The organism is Polaromonas sp. (assembly GCF_041689105.1).
Lineage (GTDB): Bacteria > Pseudomonadota > Gammaproteobacteria > Burkholderiales > Burkholderiaceae_C > Polaromonas.
This window is the reverse complement of sequence record NZ_JBDNGU010000197.1, coordinates 1-15623: the sequence shown is the minus strand read 5'-3', so window position 1 is coordinate 15623 and position 15623 is coordinate 1. Positions and strand designations below refer to the sequence as shown.

At 61.6% G+C, this 15623-nt stretch carries 10 protein-coding genes and 1 pseudogene; 5 read left to right on the top strand and 6 right to left on the bottom strand.

Annotated elements, in window-relative coordinates; all coding sequences use genetic code 11:
* Nucleotides 1–505, bottom strand: a 505-nt coding sequence (locus ACESMT_RS19700; protein WP_372828292.1) for a 16S rRNA (uracil(1498)-N(3))-methyltransferase, incomplete at its 3' end; no start/stop codon positions are given.
* A 97-nt stretch (nt 506–602) separates the two neighbouring features.
* On the bottom strand, nt 603–1796 hold the full coding sequence (locus ACESMT_RS19695; protein ID WP_372828291.1) for an aminoglycoside phosphotransferase family protein: 1194 nt from the start codon (nt 1794–1796) through the stop codon (nt 603–605).
* 109 nt (nt 1797–1905) lie between these two features.
* On the opposite strand from ACESMT_RS19695, the gene ACESMT_RS19690 reads away from it, so the two are divergent.
* The 3 genes from ACESMT_RS19690 to rsmA all read left to right on the top strand — a co-directional run bounded on the left by ACESMT_RS19690 (nt 1906) and on the right by rsmA (nt 6768).
* A complete protein-coding gene (locus ACESMT_RS19690) occupies nt 1906–4398 on the top strand; it encodes an LPS-assembly protein LptD (RefSeq protein WP_372828290.1) in 2493 nt (830 codons plus the stop codon).
* A complete protein-coding gene (locus ACESMT_RS19685; RefSeq protein WP_372828289.1) occupies nt 4391–5818 on the top strand; it encodes a peptidylprolyl isomerase in 1428 nt (475 codons plus the stop codon). Before ACESMT_RS19690 ends, ACESMT_RS19685 begins: the two co-directional genes overlap by 8 nt.
* A gap of 164 nt (nt 5819–5982) precedes the next feature.
* Nucleotides 5983–6768, top strand: a complete 786-nt coding sequence (gene rsmA / locus ACESMT_RS19680) for a 16S rRNA (adenine(1518)-N(6)/adenine(1519)-N(6))-dimethyltransferase RsmA (protein ID WP_372828288.1) — start codon at nt 5983–5985, stop codon at nt 6766–6768.
* Nucleotides 6769–7059: 291 nt separating this feature from the next.
* On the opposite strand, the gene ACESMT_RS19675 is transcribed toward rsmA, so the two are convergent.
* The 4 genes and pseudogenes from ACESMT_RS19675 to ACESMT_RS19660 form a co-directional block, all read right to left on the bottom strand.
* On the bottom strand, nt 7060–7461 hold the full coding sequence (locus tag ACESMT_RS19675) for a barstar family protein (protein WP_372828287.1): 402 nt from the start codon (nt 7459–7461) through the stop codon (nt 7060–7062).
* 53 nt (nt 7462–7514) lie between these two features.
* Nucleotides 7515–7922, bottom strand: a complete 408-nt coding sequence (locus ACESMT_RS19670) for a ribonuclease domain-containing protein (protein WP_372828286.1) — start codon at nt 7920–7922, stop codon at nt 7515–7517.
* 188 nt (nt 7923–8110) lie between these two features.
* On the bottom strand, nt 8111–10429 hold the full coding sequence (locus tag ACESMT_RS19665; protein WP_372828285.1) for an NADP-dependent malic enzyme: 2319 nt from the start codon (nt 10427–10429) through the stop codon (nt 8111–8113).
* Nucleotides 10430–10635: 206 nt separating this feature from the next.
* Nucleotides 10636–10867 (bottom strand): annotated as a pseudogene (locus ACESMT_RS19660) (DUF2061 domain-containing protein).
* Nucleotides 10868–11136: 269 nt separating this feature from the next.
* Here ACESMT_RS19660 and ACESMT_RS19655 point away from each other — a divergent pair.
* Together ACESMT_RS19655 and ACESMT_RS19650 are read left to right on the top strand one after the other, a co-directional pair.
* Entirely contained in the window at nt 11137–12891 is a 1755-nt protein-coding gene (locus ACESMT_RS19655; protein WP_372828284.1) for a ShlB/FhaC/HecB family hemolysin secretion/activation protein, read from the top strand.
* 16 nt (nt 12892–12907) lie between these two features.
* On the top strand, nt 12908–15623 hold a 2716-nt coding region (locus ACESMT_RS19650; RefSeq protein WP_372828283.1), incomplete at its 3' end, for a beta strand repeat-containing protein.

The window sequence follows — 15623 nt, the reverse complement described above, 5'->3', positions numbered from 1 at the left end:
GCGCGGCGGGGTCGGCGGCGGGCAGTGCGGCGAGCCAGTCGCCCAGGGTGGCGACCTCATGGATGCGGGGCAGCCGGTTGCGCCCGCATTGCTCGCAGGCGGCGATGGCGATGCCCTGCCAGTGCGCGACTTTTTTGTCAGCTCGTTCGCCCTTGAGGCGCAGCACCGAGCGCTCGGCCGTCAAAGGCGTGATGCTGGCCGCGCCGAGCTCGCTGGCCTTTTCGACCAGCCAGTCCATGCGTTCGTTGGCCGGCATCCCGACCGCCAGCCGCACCGCGCGACCGGCTTCGCGCTCTACGGTGCTGTGCGCGCCGACCAGCACCTGCACGTCGCTGCGACCCATGCGTTCAATGATGGCTTCGAATTCGCCACCCTGGTTGTTGAACAGCGTGAGGCTTTCGCCCGGCTGCAGGCGCAGCACCTGTACATGGCGCGCTGCGCGCTCGGGCAGCGCCAGCGACTCGCCGGTGTGCAGGGGCAGGCCGGCGTAAAAACGCGGTGTCATACTGGCACTTCTGTCGACAGAAAAGTGCTATCAAATAAATAGCTGCTTACACCCGCCAGACAAGGGCCAAAGCCAAATTTAATGCATAAGGAAGCAGTCAAAACGTGTAGCCCACCCGGGTTTCGTTGCCTTCGATCTCGTCGAGCAGCACCATCAGCGGCCCGAGCTGGCGGTAACGCGCGCAGGTCGAACGCGCGTAGGCCATAAACCGCGGCGTGTCGGCCAGGTACTTGGGTTTGCCGTCGCGCAGCGTCAGGCGCGCAAAAATGCCGAGGATCTTCAGGTGGCGTTGCAGGCCCATCCATTCGACCGCGCGGTAGAACTCGCCGAAGTCGTCACCCACTGGCAGGCCGGCCTTGCGCGCCTGTTCCCAGTAACGCACCGTGATCTCCAGCACAAAGTCCTCCGGCCAGCTGATGAAGGCATCGCGCATCAGGCTGGCGATGTCATAGGTGATGGGGCCGTAGACCGCATCCTGGAAATCCAGTACCCCTAAAGATGGAGCCCCCACGCTTGTCGCTTCGCGTACTACGCTGCCCCCCGAGGGGGCGCTGCGCCTGCGGACTGGCAAAGCCAGATCCGCGGCCCCGGCTGGTGAAGAGGGAGCCCCCTCGCTCGTCGCTTCCGTTTGGCCACCCACCATCAAATTTCTCGGCATGAAGTCGCGGTGTACATAGACGCGCGCGCCGCCGAGCGACTGCAGGTTGCTGGCCTTGATCTGCTCAAACAGGCCGCCGAGTTTGCCGCGCAGCGTGTCGTCGATGGTTATGCCGCGATATTGCGCGACGTACCAGTCGGGAAACAGCGCCAGCTCGCGCGACAGCAGCGCATCGTCGTAAGGCGGCAGCACGTCTGGGCGGGAGGCCAGCTGCCAGCCGATCAGCGCATCCACCGCCTGGCGGTACAGCGCGCAGGCGCGCTCTGGCTTGTCGGCTTCACCCTGCTGCTCGATGACCTCCAGCATGGTTTGTGCGCCCAGATCGCTGAGCAGCATGAAACCCTGGTCTTGATCCCAGGCCAGTACGCGTGGGACGTTCAGACCGGCGCTGGCCATCAGCCCGGCAATCTTTACAAACGGCTGGCAATCCTCCTGAGCCGGTGGCGCATCCATGATGATGCAGCTGGCGCCGTCCCCGGTCTGCACCCTGAAATAGCGGCGGAAGCTGGCATCGGCCGAGGCCGGGCGCACGGTACCGGTCAGCAGGCCGTGGGCCGGTGTGATGGTGCGCAACCAGGCCTCGAAAGCGGCGGCGCGGGTGGAATCCGTCCAGACAATGGGAGCTTCGGTCATGCGTGGTTTGGGCCTGCCTGGCGGGGAACCAGCAAAAGATGGGGAAAGGGGCGGGTGGGCATAGGATAATCGGGCAGATTTTTATAAACGGGTTTATCTCATACTTCCGATGCATCGCGCATCCCGCACGCGTTTTATTCTTTCCCCGGTGACCCACGCCGTCCTCAGCCTCGTGTCCTGCACGGTGCTGGGTCTGGGGCATGGGGGCACGGCGCATGCCCAGGTGATGGGCCAGCCGCAGGGCCAGGTGCGGGATCCGGATATGTCGGTTCCCGGCGCCATTCCCCGGCGCGATGCGCTGCCTCGCCAGCTGAAAAGCTCGCCGATGCTGGCCGAGCAGCCGCCAGGCGGTCCCGGTATTGAACTGCCGACTTTTGTGTTCGGGGATCGCCTGTCAGGGCGCCCGGAACTCGAAACCGTCATTGACGGCAATGCCGAATTGCGCCGCGGTGCCTCGTCGATACGCGCAGATCAGCTGGCGTACGACCAGCCGACCGATGTGGTCAAGGCACGGGGCAATGTCCGTATCAATAGTGCCGGCAATCTGTTCAATGGCCCGGAGCTGGAGATCAAGCTGGATACCTTTGAGGGCTTTTTTACGCGGCCGGACTACCGCTTTCTGCAGAACGACGGTTATGGCTCAGCCCGCCGGGTGGACTTCATCGACGACAAGCGCCTGGTGGCCTACGATGCCAGCTTCACCACCTGCCAGCGCGGCGAAGGGCCGAGCTGGATGCCGGCCTGGATTGTCAATGCCAGCCGCATCAGTTTCGACAAGGAGGCCGATGTGGGCGAGGCCTCTGGCGGTGTGCTGCGCTTCATGAGCGTGCCGATACTGGCTGCACCGACCTTCAGCTTTCCGCTCAGCGACAAACGCAAGTCGGGGTTGCTGCCGCCGACCATCGGGCTCGACAGCGTCAACGGCACCTCAGTCAGTATTCCCTATTACTTCGATATTGCGCCGCAACGCGATGCCACCTTCGCGCCCACCTTCATGAGCAAACGCGGCGTGGACCTGGCCGGGGAGTTTCGTTACCTTGAGCGCAATTATCGGGGTGAGCTGCGCGCCAACGTGCTGTTCAATGACAGCCTGCGTGACAAGACGCGCTGGTCGTACAACTACCTGTCGAGCGGTACCTTCAACACCGGCCTGCAGTCGGTGGGTGGCCTGGGCTTCAACCTGAACCTGAACCGGGTCAGCGACAACAACTACTGGCGCGATTTCCCGTCGACCGGACTGGGCGGCGGCACGAATGTGCTGACACAACGGCTATTGACCAGCGACGCCAGTGTGGGCTGGGGTGCCGGTTATTTCTCGACCACCCTGCGCGCCCTCAAATATCAGACGCTACAGGACGTCAACTCGCCCATCGTACCGCCCTATGACCGCATGCCGCAGCTGACGGCGACCTATACCCGCTCCAATGTCCCGGTGGCCGGCCTGAGTGGCCTGGATTATTCGGTCAGCACCGACTACACCCGTTTCGAATCGGATCGCCTGCTGACCCGGCAACCAAACGCCCACCGCACTTTTGCGCTCGCGCAGATCAGCCGACCGTGGATCCAGCCTGCCGGCTACATCACACCCAAGTTGCTGTTGAACACGACCGCCTACCAGTTTGACGGTCCCCTGATCAACGGTGCGAGGTCCGCGTCGCGGACTGTTCCGACCTTCAGCCTCGACAGCGGGCTGACTTTTGAGCGCGACACCAGTTTCTTCGGCCAGGCCTTCACGCAGACCCTGGAGCCGCGTGCGTTCTACGTGAACACGCCGTACCGCGACCAGAGCCATTTACCCAATTACGATTCGGGCCTGAACGCCTTTAACTTTGCCACGCTGTTCACCGAGAACGAATTTGTCGGCAACGACCGCATTTCGGACTCCAATGTGCTGACCACAGGGGTAATCTCGCGGCTCCTCAACCCCGACACCGGTGCGGAGGCTTTGCGGCTGGGGATCGCGCAACGAGTCCGATTCAAGGACCGGCAGGTCAGGCTGCCTGGTGAGGTACCGGTGTCCGAACGGCTCAGCGACCTGTTACTTGGGGCCACCGTTAATTTAACGCCAGCCTGGTCGCTCGATAGCACAGTCCAATACAACCCGAAAACCAATGTTTCCCAGCGCTCGACCGTGGGTGCGCGTTACAGCCCGAGCAATTACCGTGTGATCAGTGCCGCCTACCGTCGCCAGCGCAATGTCAGCGAGCAATATGACATAGGCTGGCAGTGGCCCATCAATGACTTGTGGGGCGACAAGGGCAAAGACCTGGGCCCTGGACGTGGGCAGGGCGAAGGCCGTTGGTACAGCGTCGGGCGCCTGAATTACAGCGTGCCCGACAAAAAACTTGTCGACGTGGTGGTTGGGCTGGAGTATGACGGCTGCTGCTGGATCGGCCGGGTGGTACTGGAGCGCACCCAGCTCGGCACGGTACTGGCCGGCAGCAAGTCGTCCAACAGCACCCGTATCCTGTTCCAGCTTGAGTTCGTCGGGTTTTCCCGCATTGGTAACAACCCCCTCAAAACACTGAAAGCCAATATTCCGCGTTACCAGTACCTGCGCGAGCAAGGCGCGGCACCAAGCCGCTTTACCAACTATGACTAAATACAGCATTCCCCATCGCCCCTCCCGCCGCAGCAGCCTGCAGTCCCTGGCGGCTGCAGCGCTGGCTTTGGTTCTGAGCTTGCCGGTCGTGCTGGCGCAAGCCCAGACTCTGCGCTTACCGGGCCAGCAGCTGCGCACGCCCGGGCTTGGCGCGCTCGGTTCGGGCGCGGGCAGCGGCGCACAGCGCCAGGCGGACTACATCGTGGCCGTGGTCAACTCGGAGCCTGTGACCAACAACGAGGTGCGGGCGCGCATGGTGCGCACCGAGCAGCAGATGCGGCAGCAGGGCGCGCAGGTGCCGCCCCGGGCCGAACTGGTTCGGCTATTGCTGGAACGCATGATCGTCGAGCGCGCCCAGTTGCAGCTGGCCAGGGAGACGGGCGTGCAGGTCACCGAAGCCACGGTAGACGATGCCGTTGCCAATGTCGCCCGGCAAAACCAGATGTCACCCGAAGAGCTGCGACGTCAGCTGGAGGCTGAAGGCCTGCCGTTTTCCCGGTTTCGCGATGATTTGCGCAACGAAATATTGCTCAATCGCGTGCGAGATCGCGAGCTCGAATCGCGTACGAAGGTCGGTGACCAGGAAGTCGACCAGTTTATTCGTGAGCAGGAAAGTGGTAGCAACCCGCAGTCCGCTGCGGTAGAAGTCAACCTGGCGCAAATTCTGGTGGCTGTTCCAGAAAATGCCACTACCGAGCAGCTTGCCGGACTTCAGGCGAGGGCTCAACTGGTTGCGGAACGTGCACGAGCCGGCACCGACTTTGCCGCGCTGGTCAAGGAGTTTTCGAACGCGCCCGGCAGTAGCCCTGACGGCCAGATGGGCTTAAGGTCCCCCGAGCGTTATCCCGAACTTTTTATCAATGCGACACAAAACCTGCAGGTCGGTGGTGTGGCTGGTCCGCTGCGCAGCGGCGCGGGTTTTCACGTGCTCAAGGTCATCGAGAAAAAACGCTCCGGCATGCCCGGAGACACGGTTGCTGAAACCCGGGCCCGTCACATTCTTCTGCGTCCCACTCCCCTGCTCAGCGAGGCTGCTGCCTTGGCTCGCCTGGCCGACTTCAAAAAACGCATTGCAGCCGGTCAGGCGGATTTCGCGGCACTGGCCCGCGAGTACAGCCAGGACGCATCGGCCAAGGATGGCGGCGATCTGGGCTGGGCAGGACCTGGCATGTTTGTGCCCGAATTCGAGGAGAGCATGAACAGCCTGGCGCCTGGTCAGGTGGGTGATCCGCTGGTTTCGCGTTTTGGCGTCCACCTGATTCAGGTTCTGGAGCGGCGCAGCACCAAGGTGTCCGCGCGCGACCAGCGCGAAGCCGTGCGCAGCATGCTGCGTGAGAAAAAACTCGAGGAGGCCTACGTCGCCTGGGCGCAGGAGGTGCGTGGCCGGGCGTATGTGGAATACCGGGACCCGCCGCAGTAGATGTTGCCCCCACGGTCGCTCACTGCGTGTAGTTTCCTGCCCCCCGAGGGGGCCGCTGCGCCTGCGGCCCGGCAAAGCCGTCTCTGCGGCCCCTGCTGGTTGGGAGGGGACCCTGGGCCTACCGCTTTCTCCAGTAATGCGCTGCCCCGTTTTTCCGGTTGTCAGTGAAGCATATCCCGCGCAAGCGTTTTGGCCAGCACTTCCTGACCGACCGCGCCGTCGTTGATGCCATCGTGGATGCGATTGCACCGCGTGCAGGGCAGGCCATGGTGGAAATAGGCCCGGGGTTGGCGGCTTTGACCCAACCGCTGGCCGAGCGCCTGGGGCAGCTGACGGTGATCGAGCTTGACCGGGACCTTGCGCGGCAATTGCGTGCCCGTGCCCAATTGAAAGTCGTGGAGTCGGATGTCCTCAAGGTGGATTTCAGGGCCTTGGCCCTGACCATGCATGGCGGTGTCGCAGGCCTGAAAATCCGCGTCGTTGGCAACCTGCCCTACAACATCTCCACGCCCATCCTGTTTCATCTGCTCGATGCGGTCGATGTGATCGAGGACCAGCACTTCATGCTGCAAAAAGAGGTGATCGACCGCATGGTGGCCCATCCGTCGACCAGCGACTATGGCCGGTTGAGCGTGATGCTGCAATGGCGTTATGCGATGGAGAATCTGTTGTTTGTGCCGCCACAGAGTTTTGACCCGCCGCCCCGTGTGGACAGCGCCATCGTGCGCATGGTGCCGCACGCGGTGCCGGCAGCGCTGGACGCCTCATTGCTCAGCGAGGTGGTGCGCGTGGCGTTCAGCCAGCGCCGCAAGCTGCTGCGCCATTCGCTGGGCAAGTGGCTGGAGCAGAAACAATATGGCTGGCCTTTTGATCTGCAGCGCCGCGCAGAAGAAGTGCCTGTTGCGGAATATGTGGCGCTGACCCAAGCGCTACAGCCCGCCGCGACCTGAGCTTGTTGGGCTATGAAATTAATAGCTGATTAAGCCCGTTTCTAAAGGGCAGGAGGCCATTCGAAGGACGGTGCCCACAAAAAAGCCCATCGACCGATGGGCTTTTTTGTGGTTTGTGGCAGCCTCAGGCGGCTGCCAGCCAGTAACCCGCATTGAACGGGCTGCTCATGCGCAGCGCCAGTGGCGACACGTCGAGCAATTTGTCGGTTGGCATCGGTTCTTCGCCATCTGCGCCGGTTGCTTGCTGGGCCTCATTTGCCCGATCCCCTTGGCCAATGTCTGGGGAGCGGGCTACAGAAAAGAATAGAAGCATCTGAACGGTATTTTTCGATCCGCCCAGTAGTCTGCGGCATCCCTGAAGATGTCCAGCAACTGCTCGCGCGCTTCCTTGTCGAATTTTGCATGGGCAGGAATCTGCTCAAGCACCACGATAAAGCCGGGCTGCGGGCCGGACTTGTGAACCAGGTCCGTCATGCAGTCGTAAAGCGCATCAAAGTTTTTCCCAAAGTGGGCCGGGAATGTGTACTGTGCCGCGATCATGTCCAGAATGTCCTGCTTGCTCTGGGCGTTGCCCAGGTTGGCATACAGGAAATGCTGATTCAGCTGTGTGGCGGCGTCCTGCAAATCCTGCACGCGGAAAGCGCGTATGGATTGCACGATGTTGGGTCTAACAGTACGAAGTGGCATGTCCATCTCCGCTTCTCTTTCTTAAGTCAAAAACTCAAAGTTGACGATCATTGCAGAATTTATTGAACGATTCTGCGAAAACTTGCGTAGTGATCATCTGTGAAATAACAAGCATCGGGCACCGTGGGTACAAAACCACCACAAACGATGCGCCGGGCACCCCGACTGCGCTCACCAGGCGTTTGGACGGTGTATTCGCGGTAATAACCGCGGTTGCTGGCTGGAAGAATTCTTTCCCGGTTGCCAAACACCGAGCCGTCCTTGTCATACCTGAACGGCCCACCCTGGTAAATCAAGCTCACCATGTTGCGCCCTTGCACCGGCAACTCGGTGACCAGAACGGTGCTGATTCCGTTGTCGGAAGAAACCCCTTTGGCCTGCACCATCGCGGGGCTGAACCCTGTGCCCAAGACAGCCAATATGACTGCCATGGCCAGTTGCCAGCCAGCCCAACTTTTTCGCAACATGAAAAAACATCTTTCTTGAACGGGAACAAACCGCCAGGGCTTTTTTACGGCCGCCGGGTTAACCCTTAAATTTCAAGAGACAGAGTTTGACGCATTCGGCCGGAATTTGCAAGGGTCTGCCCAAAGTTTAGGCAGTCAGGACTTAAGCTTCTACAAATATAAGTTAGTACTAGCTGTCCAAATGCGACCTATCTGGAGGCATTAGCGTCAGCCACAGTCAAGGCTGTCATATTGACGATGCGGCGCACGGTGGTGCTGGCGGTCAGAATATGCATCGGCTGATTGGCGCCGAGCAGGACGGGGCCGATGGCGATGTTGCCCCCGGCGGCGGTCTTCAGAAGGTTGTAGGCGATGTTGGCTGCATCAATATTGGGCAACACCAGCAAATTGGCCTCACCGGCCAATGTGCTGTTGGGCATCACGGCGGCGCGCGCTGCGGCGTCCAGCGCCACATCGCCATGCATTTCGCCATCGACTTCCAGCCAGGGTGCCTGTTCACGCAGCAGCTCCAGTGTGCGCCGCATTTTCAGGGCGCTGGGGCGCTGGGACGTTCCGAAATTGGAATGCGACAGCAAAGCGGCCTTGGGCTTGATTCCGAATCGCATCATTTCCTCGGCGGCCATGGTGGTGATTTCCGCCAGCTGCTCGGCCGTGGGGTCATAGTTAACGTGTGTGTCAACCAGAAATACCTGGCGGTCAGGCAGCAGCAGGCCGTTCATGCAGGCATAGGTACAGACGCCCGGCCGCTTGCCGATCACCTGATCGAGGTAATCCAGATGATGGGACGTGGTGCCCCAGGTGCCGCAGATCAGCCCGTCCACATCGCCCTTGTGCAACAGCATGCCTGCAATCAGGGTCAGCCGGCGGCGCATTTCGATCTTGGCGATCTGCACCGTCACGCCACGGCGCTCCATCAACCGGTGGTAGGTCTGCCAGAAATCGCGATAGCGGTGATCCTGCTCGACGTTGACCACGTCGTAGTCGAGTTCTTCCTTCAGGCGCAGGCCGAATTTCTCGATGCGCTGAGCGATGATGGCCGGCCGGCCGATCAAGGTGGGACGTGCCAGACCTTCGTCGACGACGATCTGGCAGGCGCGCAGCACGCGCTCTTCCTCGCCCTCGGCATAAGCCACGCGTTTCTTGCCTGCTTTTTTTGCGGCTGCAAAAATCGGCTTCATGGTTGTGCCGGACGCATAGACAAAACTCTGGAGCTTCTCGCGGTAGGCGTCCATGTCCGTGATGGGCCTGAGCGCCACCCCGCTGTCTGCAGCAGCCTGCGCCACAGCCGAGGCAATTTTGATCATCAGACGTGGGTCAAAGGGCTTGGGGATCAGGTAGTCCGGGCCAAAGGCGAGTTGCGCTCCGGCATACGCAGCTGCGACCACTTCGCTTTGCTCCGCCTGGGCCAGCTCGGCAATCGCATGCACGGCGGCAATCTCCATCTCTATGGTGATGGTGGAGGCACCAGCATCCAGCGCGCCCCGGAAGATGTAGGGGAAACACAGGACGTTGTTGACCTGGTTCGGATAGTCGCTGCGGCCCGTAGCCATGATCGCGTCATCACGCACCGTCCGGACGTCTTCGGGCGTGATTTCGGGGTTCGGATTGGCAAGCGCAAAAATGATCGGCTTGGACGCCATCCGGGCAACCATGTCCTTCTTCAGTACCCCGCCGGCAGACAGGCCCAGAAATATGTCGGCTCCTTCGATGATCTCGCCCAGCGTGCGCGCCGGGGTTTTCTGCGCGAACTGTATCTTGTCTTCGTCCATCAGCTCGGTGCGTCCTTCGTAGACCACGCCCGCCAGATCGGTGACGTAAATGTTTTCACGGGGGATGCCGAGTTTGAGCAGCAGGTTCAGGCAGGCGAGCGCGGCGGCTCCAGCACCCGACGTCACCAGCTTGACTTTTTTCGGATCCTTGCCTGCTACCTTCAGGGCATTCAGAATGGCTGCGCCTACCGTGATTGCCGTGCCGTGCTGGTCGTCATGGAATACCGGGATTTTCATGCGCTTGCGCAGTTCGCGCTCGACATAAAAACAGTCAGGAGCGCGGATGTCTTCGAGATTGATGGCGCCGAATGTGGGCTCCAGTGAAGCAATGATGTCCACCAGTTTGGCCGGGTCGGTCTCGTTGATTTCGATGTCGAAGACGTCGATACCCGCGAACTTCTTGAATAGCACGCCCTTGCCCTCCATCACCGGTTTGGCCGCCAGTGGGCCAATGTTGCCCAGCCCGAGAACGGCGGTGCCGTTGGTGATCACCGCCACCAGGTTGCCGCGGCTGGTGTACTTGAAGGCGGCATTCGGATCCTTCACGATTTCCTCGCACGGCGCTGCCACGCCCGGGGTGTAGGCCAGGCCCAGGTCGCGCTGGTTGGTCAGCTGTTTGGTGGCCGTGACTGCTATCTTGCCCGGGGTCGGAAACTCATGGTATTCCAGCGCGGCACGGCGCAATTCGTCACGTTTTTCCTGGTTGTTGTCGGTGGCGGCGGGCACGGCTGCGGGCATCAAGTTGTCTCCTGAGCGGCGGCCATCGGGCCGTCATTTTGTAAGGGTCTTCGATTGTAGGCCGTCGCATGGGCAAACCCTAGTAAGTGAATCTACGCAAACGGGTGCAATGCCGTTGACTTTTTCACAAGGGCCGAGGCCGTCGTGGCGCTACTTGTCCGCAGATTCGGTGTATTGAGTGTTGGCGGCACAGCGGTGCCACCACGTCATGTTTGAGCAAGCGACGCCGCGCTTTGGTGGCCCCAGCGCTGCCAGGCTTTTTCATGGAAGAAAAAAGCGAAAGCCTGAACCGTGGGCTCCAGCAGGCTTAGCGTGACGGACAGCAAAAAAATTGCCGGTCACGGCATAGGTGACGCGTGCAGCCACGGTGACGTGAAGGGGGTGGTAGCTGCCGGGTTTTTTCAGCGCGAATAAATTGGCGCGGATGAGCTTGGCCATGAGGGACGCCAGAGTGAGGGGATCAGTTTGCAAAAAAGTTGGGTGGATAACGTTAGTTAATAACTATCGCCACATTTTTGTGATGCAAAAAGTCTATTAACGGCATCCATTGTTTCTCACTAAACACTTCATAGTGTCAGCCCAAGTTCGTGTCATTGTTGCAAAAAAACGTTTTTTTGCTCCTGATTCACCCCCGGAAACAAGTGTTCAAGGATTAGTTCGCAGATACTACCAAGTGTGACCAAAACAATTTGTTGCAAACAAATTGCATGCCTTCGAAAGGCTGGTGTGTGGATCGTTCGGGCATTTCATTCTTTCTGCTGAGCTGGCTTTTCGCGCTGGGGACGATGGCGTGCCCGCCACTTGCTGCCCAGCAGATGCAGCGGCCGGATGCGGGTACGCTGCAGGAGCCGCAACGCCAGATTCCCCTGCTGCCCTCACCGGGGGCACCGCAGATCAGCCTGCCCGACCCCAAACCGTCCGTGCCGGCCGCCAGCGCCGTGCGCATCACGCCAGTGGCATTCCGTTTTGAAGGCAACACGGTTTTCGACGACGAAACGCTGGCTGCGTTGCTCTTCGACCGCATCAACCAGCCCAGCAACCTTGCTGGGCTCACGGAGGCAGCTAGACTTGTCAGCCAGTACTACCGCGCGCGCGGCTATCTGTTGACCGAAGCCTACCTGCCCGAGCAGGCCTTCCTGGCAGTCGGCGGCACGGTCACCATCGCGGTGATCGAAGCCCGCATCGGCAAGGTTCACGTCCAGGTGGAAGGGGAGCATGGCTCATCGTCCTTTGCCCAGCGTGTGGTGAAAGCCAACTTGTTGCCAGGCACGCTCATCACTGAATACCTTCTCGACAAACCCGTGCTTCTTCTGCGCGACCTGGCCGGAATAGACGCCAGCGCCACGGTGCAGCCCGGCGAGGGGCTGGGACAGGCCGACGTGGTGGTGACCATTCGCGCCCAGGGTCGGCAGGTCAGCGGATCGGTGGGTGCAGACAACTTTGGCGCCCGCGCTGCGGGTGTATTACAGGCAGCGGGCAACCTCAACGTCGGCAACCTGCTGGGCCGCGGAGACACCTTGAGCCTGCGCGCCCAGCTCAGCGACGCCGACCGAAGCAGCCTTTACCGACTCGCGTACGCAGTGCCCGTCGGCGTCGCTGGAGCGCAGCTCACTGTCAGCGCGGCCCGCACCGACTATGCCTTGGGCAGACAGTTTGCCGCGTTAGGCGCGACAGGCAAAGCCGACGTCCTGGGTGTTTCGCTGAAGCACCCCTTGATTCGTTCACGCGAAAACAACCTGTACGGCCTTCTCAATGTGGAACACAAAAAATTCACTGACCGGATTGCGACACCGGCCAACGAAAGCGAGCGGCGGATCGTTTCCGCGCGCTTCGGGCTGCTGGGTAATTTTGCCGATACCGTTGTCAGCGCAGGCGGCTCCAGCAGTTATGCGCTGACGCTCACCCGCGGGCATGCCAGGCTGGATGCCGCTACGCTGGGCTTCGATCAGGGCGTTGGAGGCCTGCAGACGGCAGGCAACTTCAGCAAATTTAATCTGGAGTTTCAGCGCGTGCAATCTTTTGACAATCCGGCGAGTGTTCACGTCAGTCTTCAGGCGCAGCTGGCTTCAAAAAATCTGGCTTCCGCAGAAAAAATGGCCTTGGGAGGACCCACAGGCGTGCGAGCCTATCCGGTCGGCGAAGGGATCGGGGATGCCGGGCTATTGATCAACCTGGAGTACCGCTACCAGCTGGATTCGTCAGTGGCGCTGGGGGGCGAACCTGTCAGCCTGGCAGCTTTTTATGACTACGGAACAGTCCGTTTCAATCAGGACGACTCGCTCGTGCCCGGTGCGACCAATCGGATTTTCTTGGGCGCGGTTGGCGTAGGCGCTTTGGCAGGGCGAGCCAACAATTTTCTGGTGACGGCTTACCTGGCTTGGCGCACCACGCGTTCCACCCCCACCACGGGCGATCCTGATCGCTCGCCGCGTGTCTGGTTGTCGGCGCAAAAGTCGTTCTGACTGGCGCAAAAAAAACATGAACCAAACCCTCCCAAAAAGCCGAAGCTACCGCGTGTGGCGTGTGCGCACGGTGGTGGTGCGCCTGTCGCGCAAGCTCACGGCCACGTACCGCATACGCACCGGTCGACTGCTGTCCCGGCTGCTGACTGCCATGCTGTCAGGACTTTCCACACTGGCGACAGCTTTGCCCGAAGGTGGCAACGTGGTGGCCGGCCAGGCCAGCGTCAGTTCGCCGACGGCCAACAACATGCTGGTGCAGCAGGGCAGTAACAAGGCCATCCTCAGCTGGCAAAGTTTCAATATCGGTGCGGGGGAGTCGGTGCAATTTGTACAGCCCGATGCGGCCTCGGTGACACTGAACCGTGTGATTGAGGCAAATCCTTCGGCCATCTATGGATCACTGAGCGCCAATGGCCAGGTGTTCCTGCTTAATCCGGCAGGGGTGATGTTTGCGCCGGGCGCGCAGGTTAACGTTGGCGGGCTGGTGGCCTCCAGCCTGGCGATCAGCAACGACGACTTTCTCGCCGGTCGTTACACCTTCAGCGGCGCGGGCAGCGGCAGCGTGGCCAACCATGGCAACATCAACGTCACACGCGGTGGTTATGTGCTGCTTGCCGGCCCTGTCGTCGGCAATACCGGCACCATCACGACGGAATCCGGCTCCATCGGCCTGCTGGCGGGGTCACGCGTCACGCTGGACACCTCGGGCGTTGGACTGGTGCGCTTTTCAGTCGATGCCGCAGCGGTCAACGCTGCAGCAGCCAACAGCGGCACCCTCAGCGCTCCGGGCGGACAGGTCGCCATGCTGGCCAGTGCGCTCGGCGACGCGATGGCTACCGTCATCAACCAAACCGGAGTGATCCGCGCCAACTCTGCTACCGAGCGCAATGGGATGATTGTTCTCAGCGGCGGCGCCAGGGGTGTGGTGAATGTGACGGGCGAACAGACTGCGACTGGCCTGGGGGCTGGGCAAACCGGTGGCACGGTCAAGGTGCTGGGCGACAAGGTGGCACTGATGGGCGGGGCAGTGATCAACGTGTCTGGCGACGTCGGTGCGGGCACGGCGATGATCGGTGGCGACTATCAGGGCAAAAACCCCGACGTTCAAAATGCCTCCCGCACCTTTGTCGGCGCCAATAGCAGCATCATTGCCGACGCGGTCACCAGCGGCAACGGCGGCAAAGTCATTGTCTGGGCCGATGGCGACACCCGAAGCGGCGGCAGCATCAGCGCGCGCGGCGGCGCGGCCAGCGGCGATGGTGGCTTTGTAGAGGTTTCCGGCAAGCAGTACCTGGATACGCGGGGCAGCATCGATGTAGCCGCGCCCAATGGCACGGGCGGTACGGTGCTGTTTGACCCGCAAGACATTGTGTTGAGCACCGCAGTGTCCAGCCCGGGGGCGGTCGCCAACCTGGCCGTCAACACGCCAGATCTGGCGTTTGCTGATGCCCCAGTGGCGGGCACCTATACCGTGCAGATTTCTACGGTGACCGGGTTCGATCAGTTGTTCCTGCAAGCAAGCAACAACATCACGGTGAGCAACCCGCTGACCATGGCAGCCAATGGCAGTGTTCGACTGGAGGCCAACAACAATATCAACGTGAACGCCGGCATCACCGTGACTGGCACAGGCGCCATCAACCTCAGGGCCGACGCCGACAGCAGTGGTGCGGGAACCGTGGCGCTGACGAACGCTGCACTTTCAGCGAAGGCGGGTGGCATCACTTTGCAGGGGGCGAGCGTGACCAGCAGCAATGCGGCCAGCACGATTACTACGACGGGCGCAGCCAATGCCAACGCAGGGAACGTGAGCATCACCGCCACAGGTGCAGTCAGCCTATTGGGCGCGATCACGGCGACGGGGGGCACGGCCACGGCAGGCAATATAGGCCGCAACGCAGGAACGGTGAATATCGCCGGGGTGGGCGGGGTCAGCACGGCAGCCATCTCGGCCGGCGGCAGCAACGGCGGGACGGGCAACACGGATGGTGGCAATGCAGGGACCATCACGGTGAGTAACAGCGGGACAGGCGACATTGCGCTGGGCGCTTTGACGGCCCGCACGGGCAACGCGGTGGGGGGGGGCGCAGGCGGTGATGCCAGCGGCACCCGGGTCAGCGTGAGCAACACGGCAGCGACAGGCACCTTGAGCACAGGCGCGATCACCACGACAGGCGGCACGAAGGGCCATGGCGGCAACGTCGTGCTGAGCTCGGCTGGAACGGCTACGAGCGGCAACATCATCACCTCAGGCGGTACCACCCTCACCGGCAACGCCGGGCGCAACGCCGGCACGGTCAGCATCACCGGCGCAGGTGTCAACCGGGGAGCCAGCACCATCACCGCCAGCGGCTCGGCTGGTGTGGGTACCAGCCAGACGGGCGGCAACGGAGCAGCTATCTCGGTCACCTCCACAAACGGCGTCACGCAGACCGGTGCGATAGCGGCCAGCGGTGGAGGCGGCTCGACCACGGGTGGCGCAGGCGGCAACGCAGGCAGCATCACGGTGACCAACACGGCGGCAGGCGCGGTCAGCCTGGGCGCCCTGACGGTGCAGACCGGCGCTGCGGTTGGCTCTGGCGCAGGCGGGACGGCAGGATCGATCAACGTGAGCAACGCGGCAGGCGACCTGACGACAGGCGCGCTGACCACCACAGGAGGCATTAACGGGAACGGTGGCAACATTACCGTCGCGGCGGCCAGCGGCACGGTGGTGGCCGGAAATGTCATTG

Excerpts from the sequence above, each read along its gene's own strand:
- ACESMT_RS19695 (WP_372828291.1), bottom strand. The coding sequence starts at position 1,796 with ATGACCGAAGCTCCCATTGTCTGGACGGATTCCACCCGCGCCGCCGCT.
- ACESMT_RS19690 (WP_372828290.1), top strand. The coding sequence starts at position 1,906 with ATGCATCGCGCATCCCGCACGCGTTTTATTCTTTCCCCGGTGACCCAC.
- ACESMT_RS19685 (WP_372828289.1), top strand. The coding sequence starts at position 4,391 with ATGACTAAATACAGCATTCCCCATCGCCCCTCCCGCCGCAGCAGCCTG.
- ACESMT_RS19675 (WP_372828287.1), bottom strand. The coding sequence starts at position 7,461 with ATGGACATGCCACTTCGTACTGTTAGACCCAACATCGTGCAATCCATA.
- ACESMT_RS19670 (WP_372828286.1), bottom strand. The coding sequence starts at position 7,922 with ATGTTGCGAAAAAGTTGGGCTGGCTGGCAACTGGCCATGGCAGTCATA.
- ACESMT_RS19665 (WP_372828285.1), bottom strand. The coding sequence starts at position 10,429 with ATGCCCGCAGCCGTGCCCGCCGCCACCGACAACAACCAGGAAAAACGT.
- ACESMT_RS19655 (WP_372828284.1), top strand. The coding sequence starts at position 11,137 with ATGCCTTCGAAAGGCTGGTGTGTGGATCGTTCGGGCATTTCATTCTTT.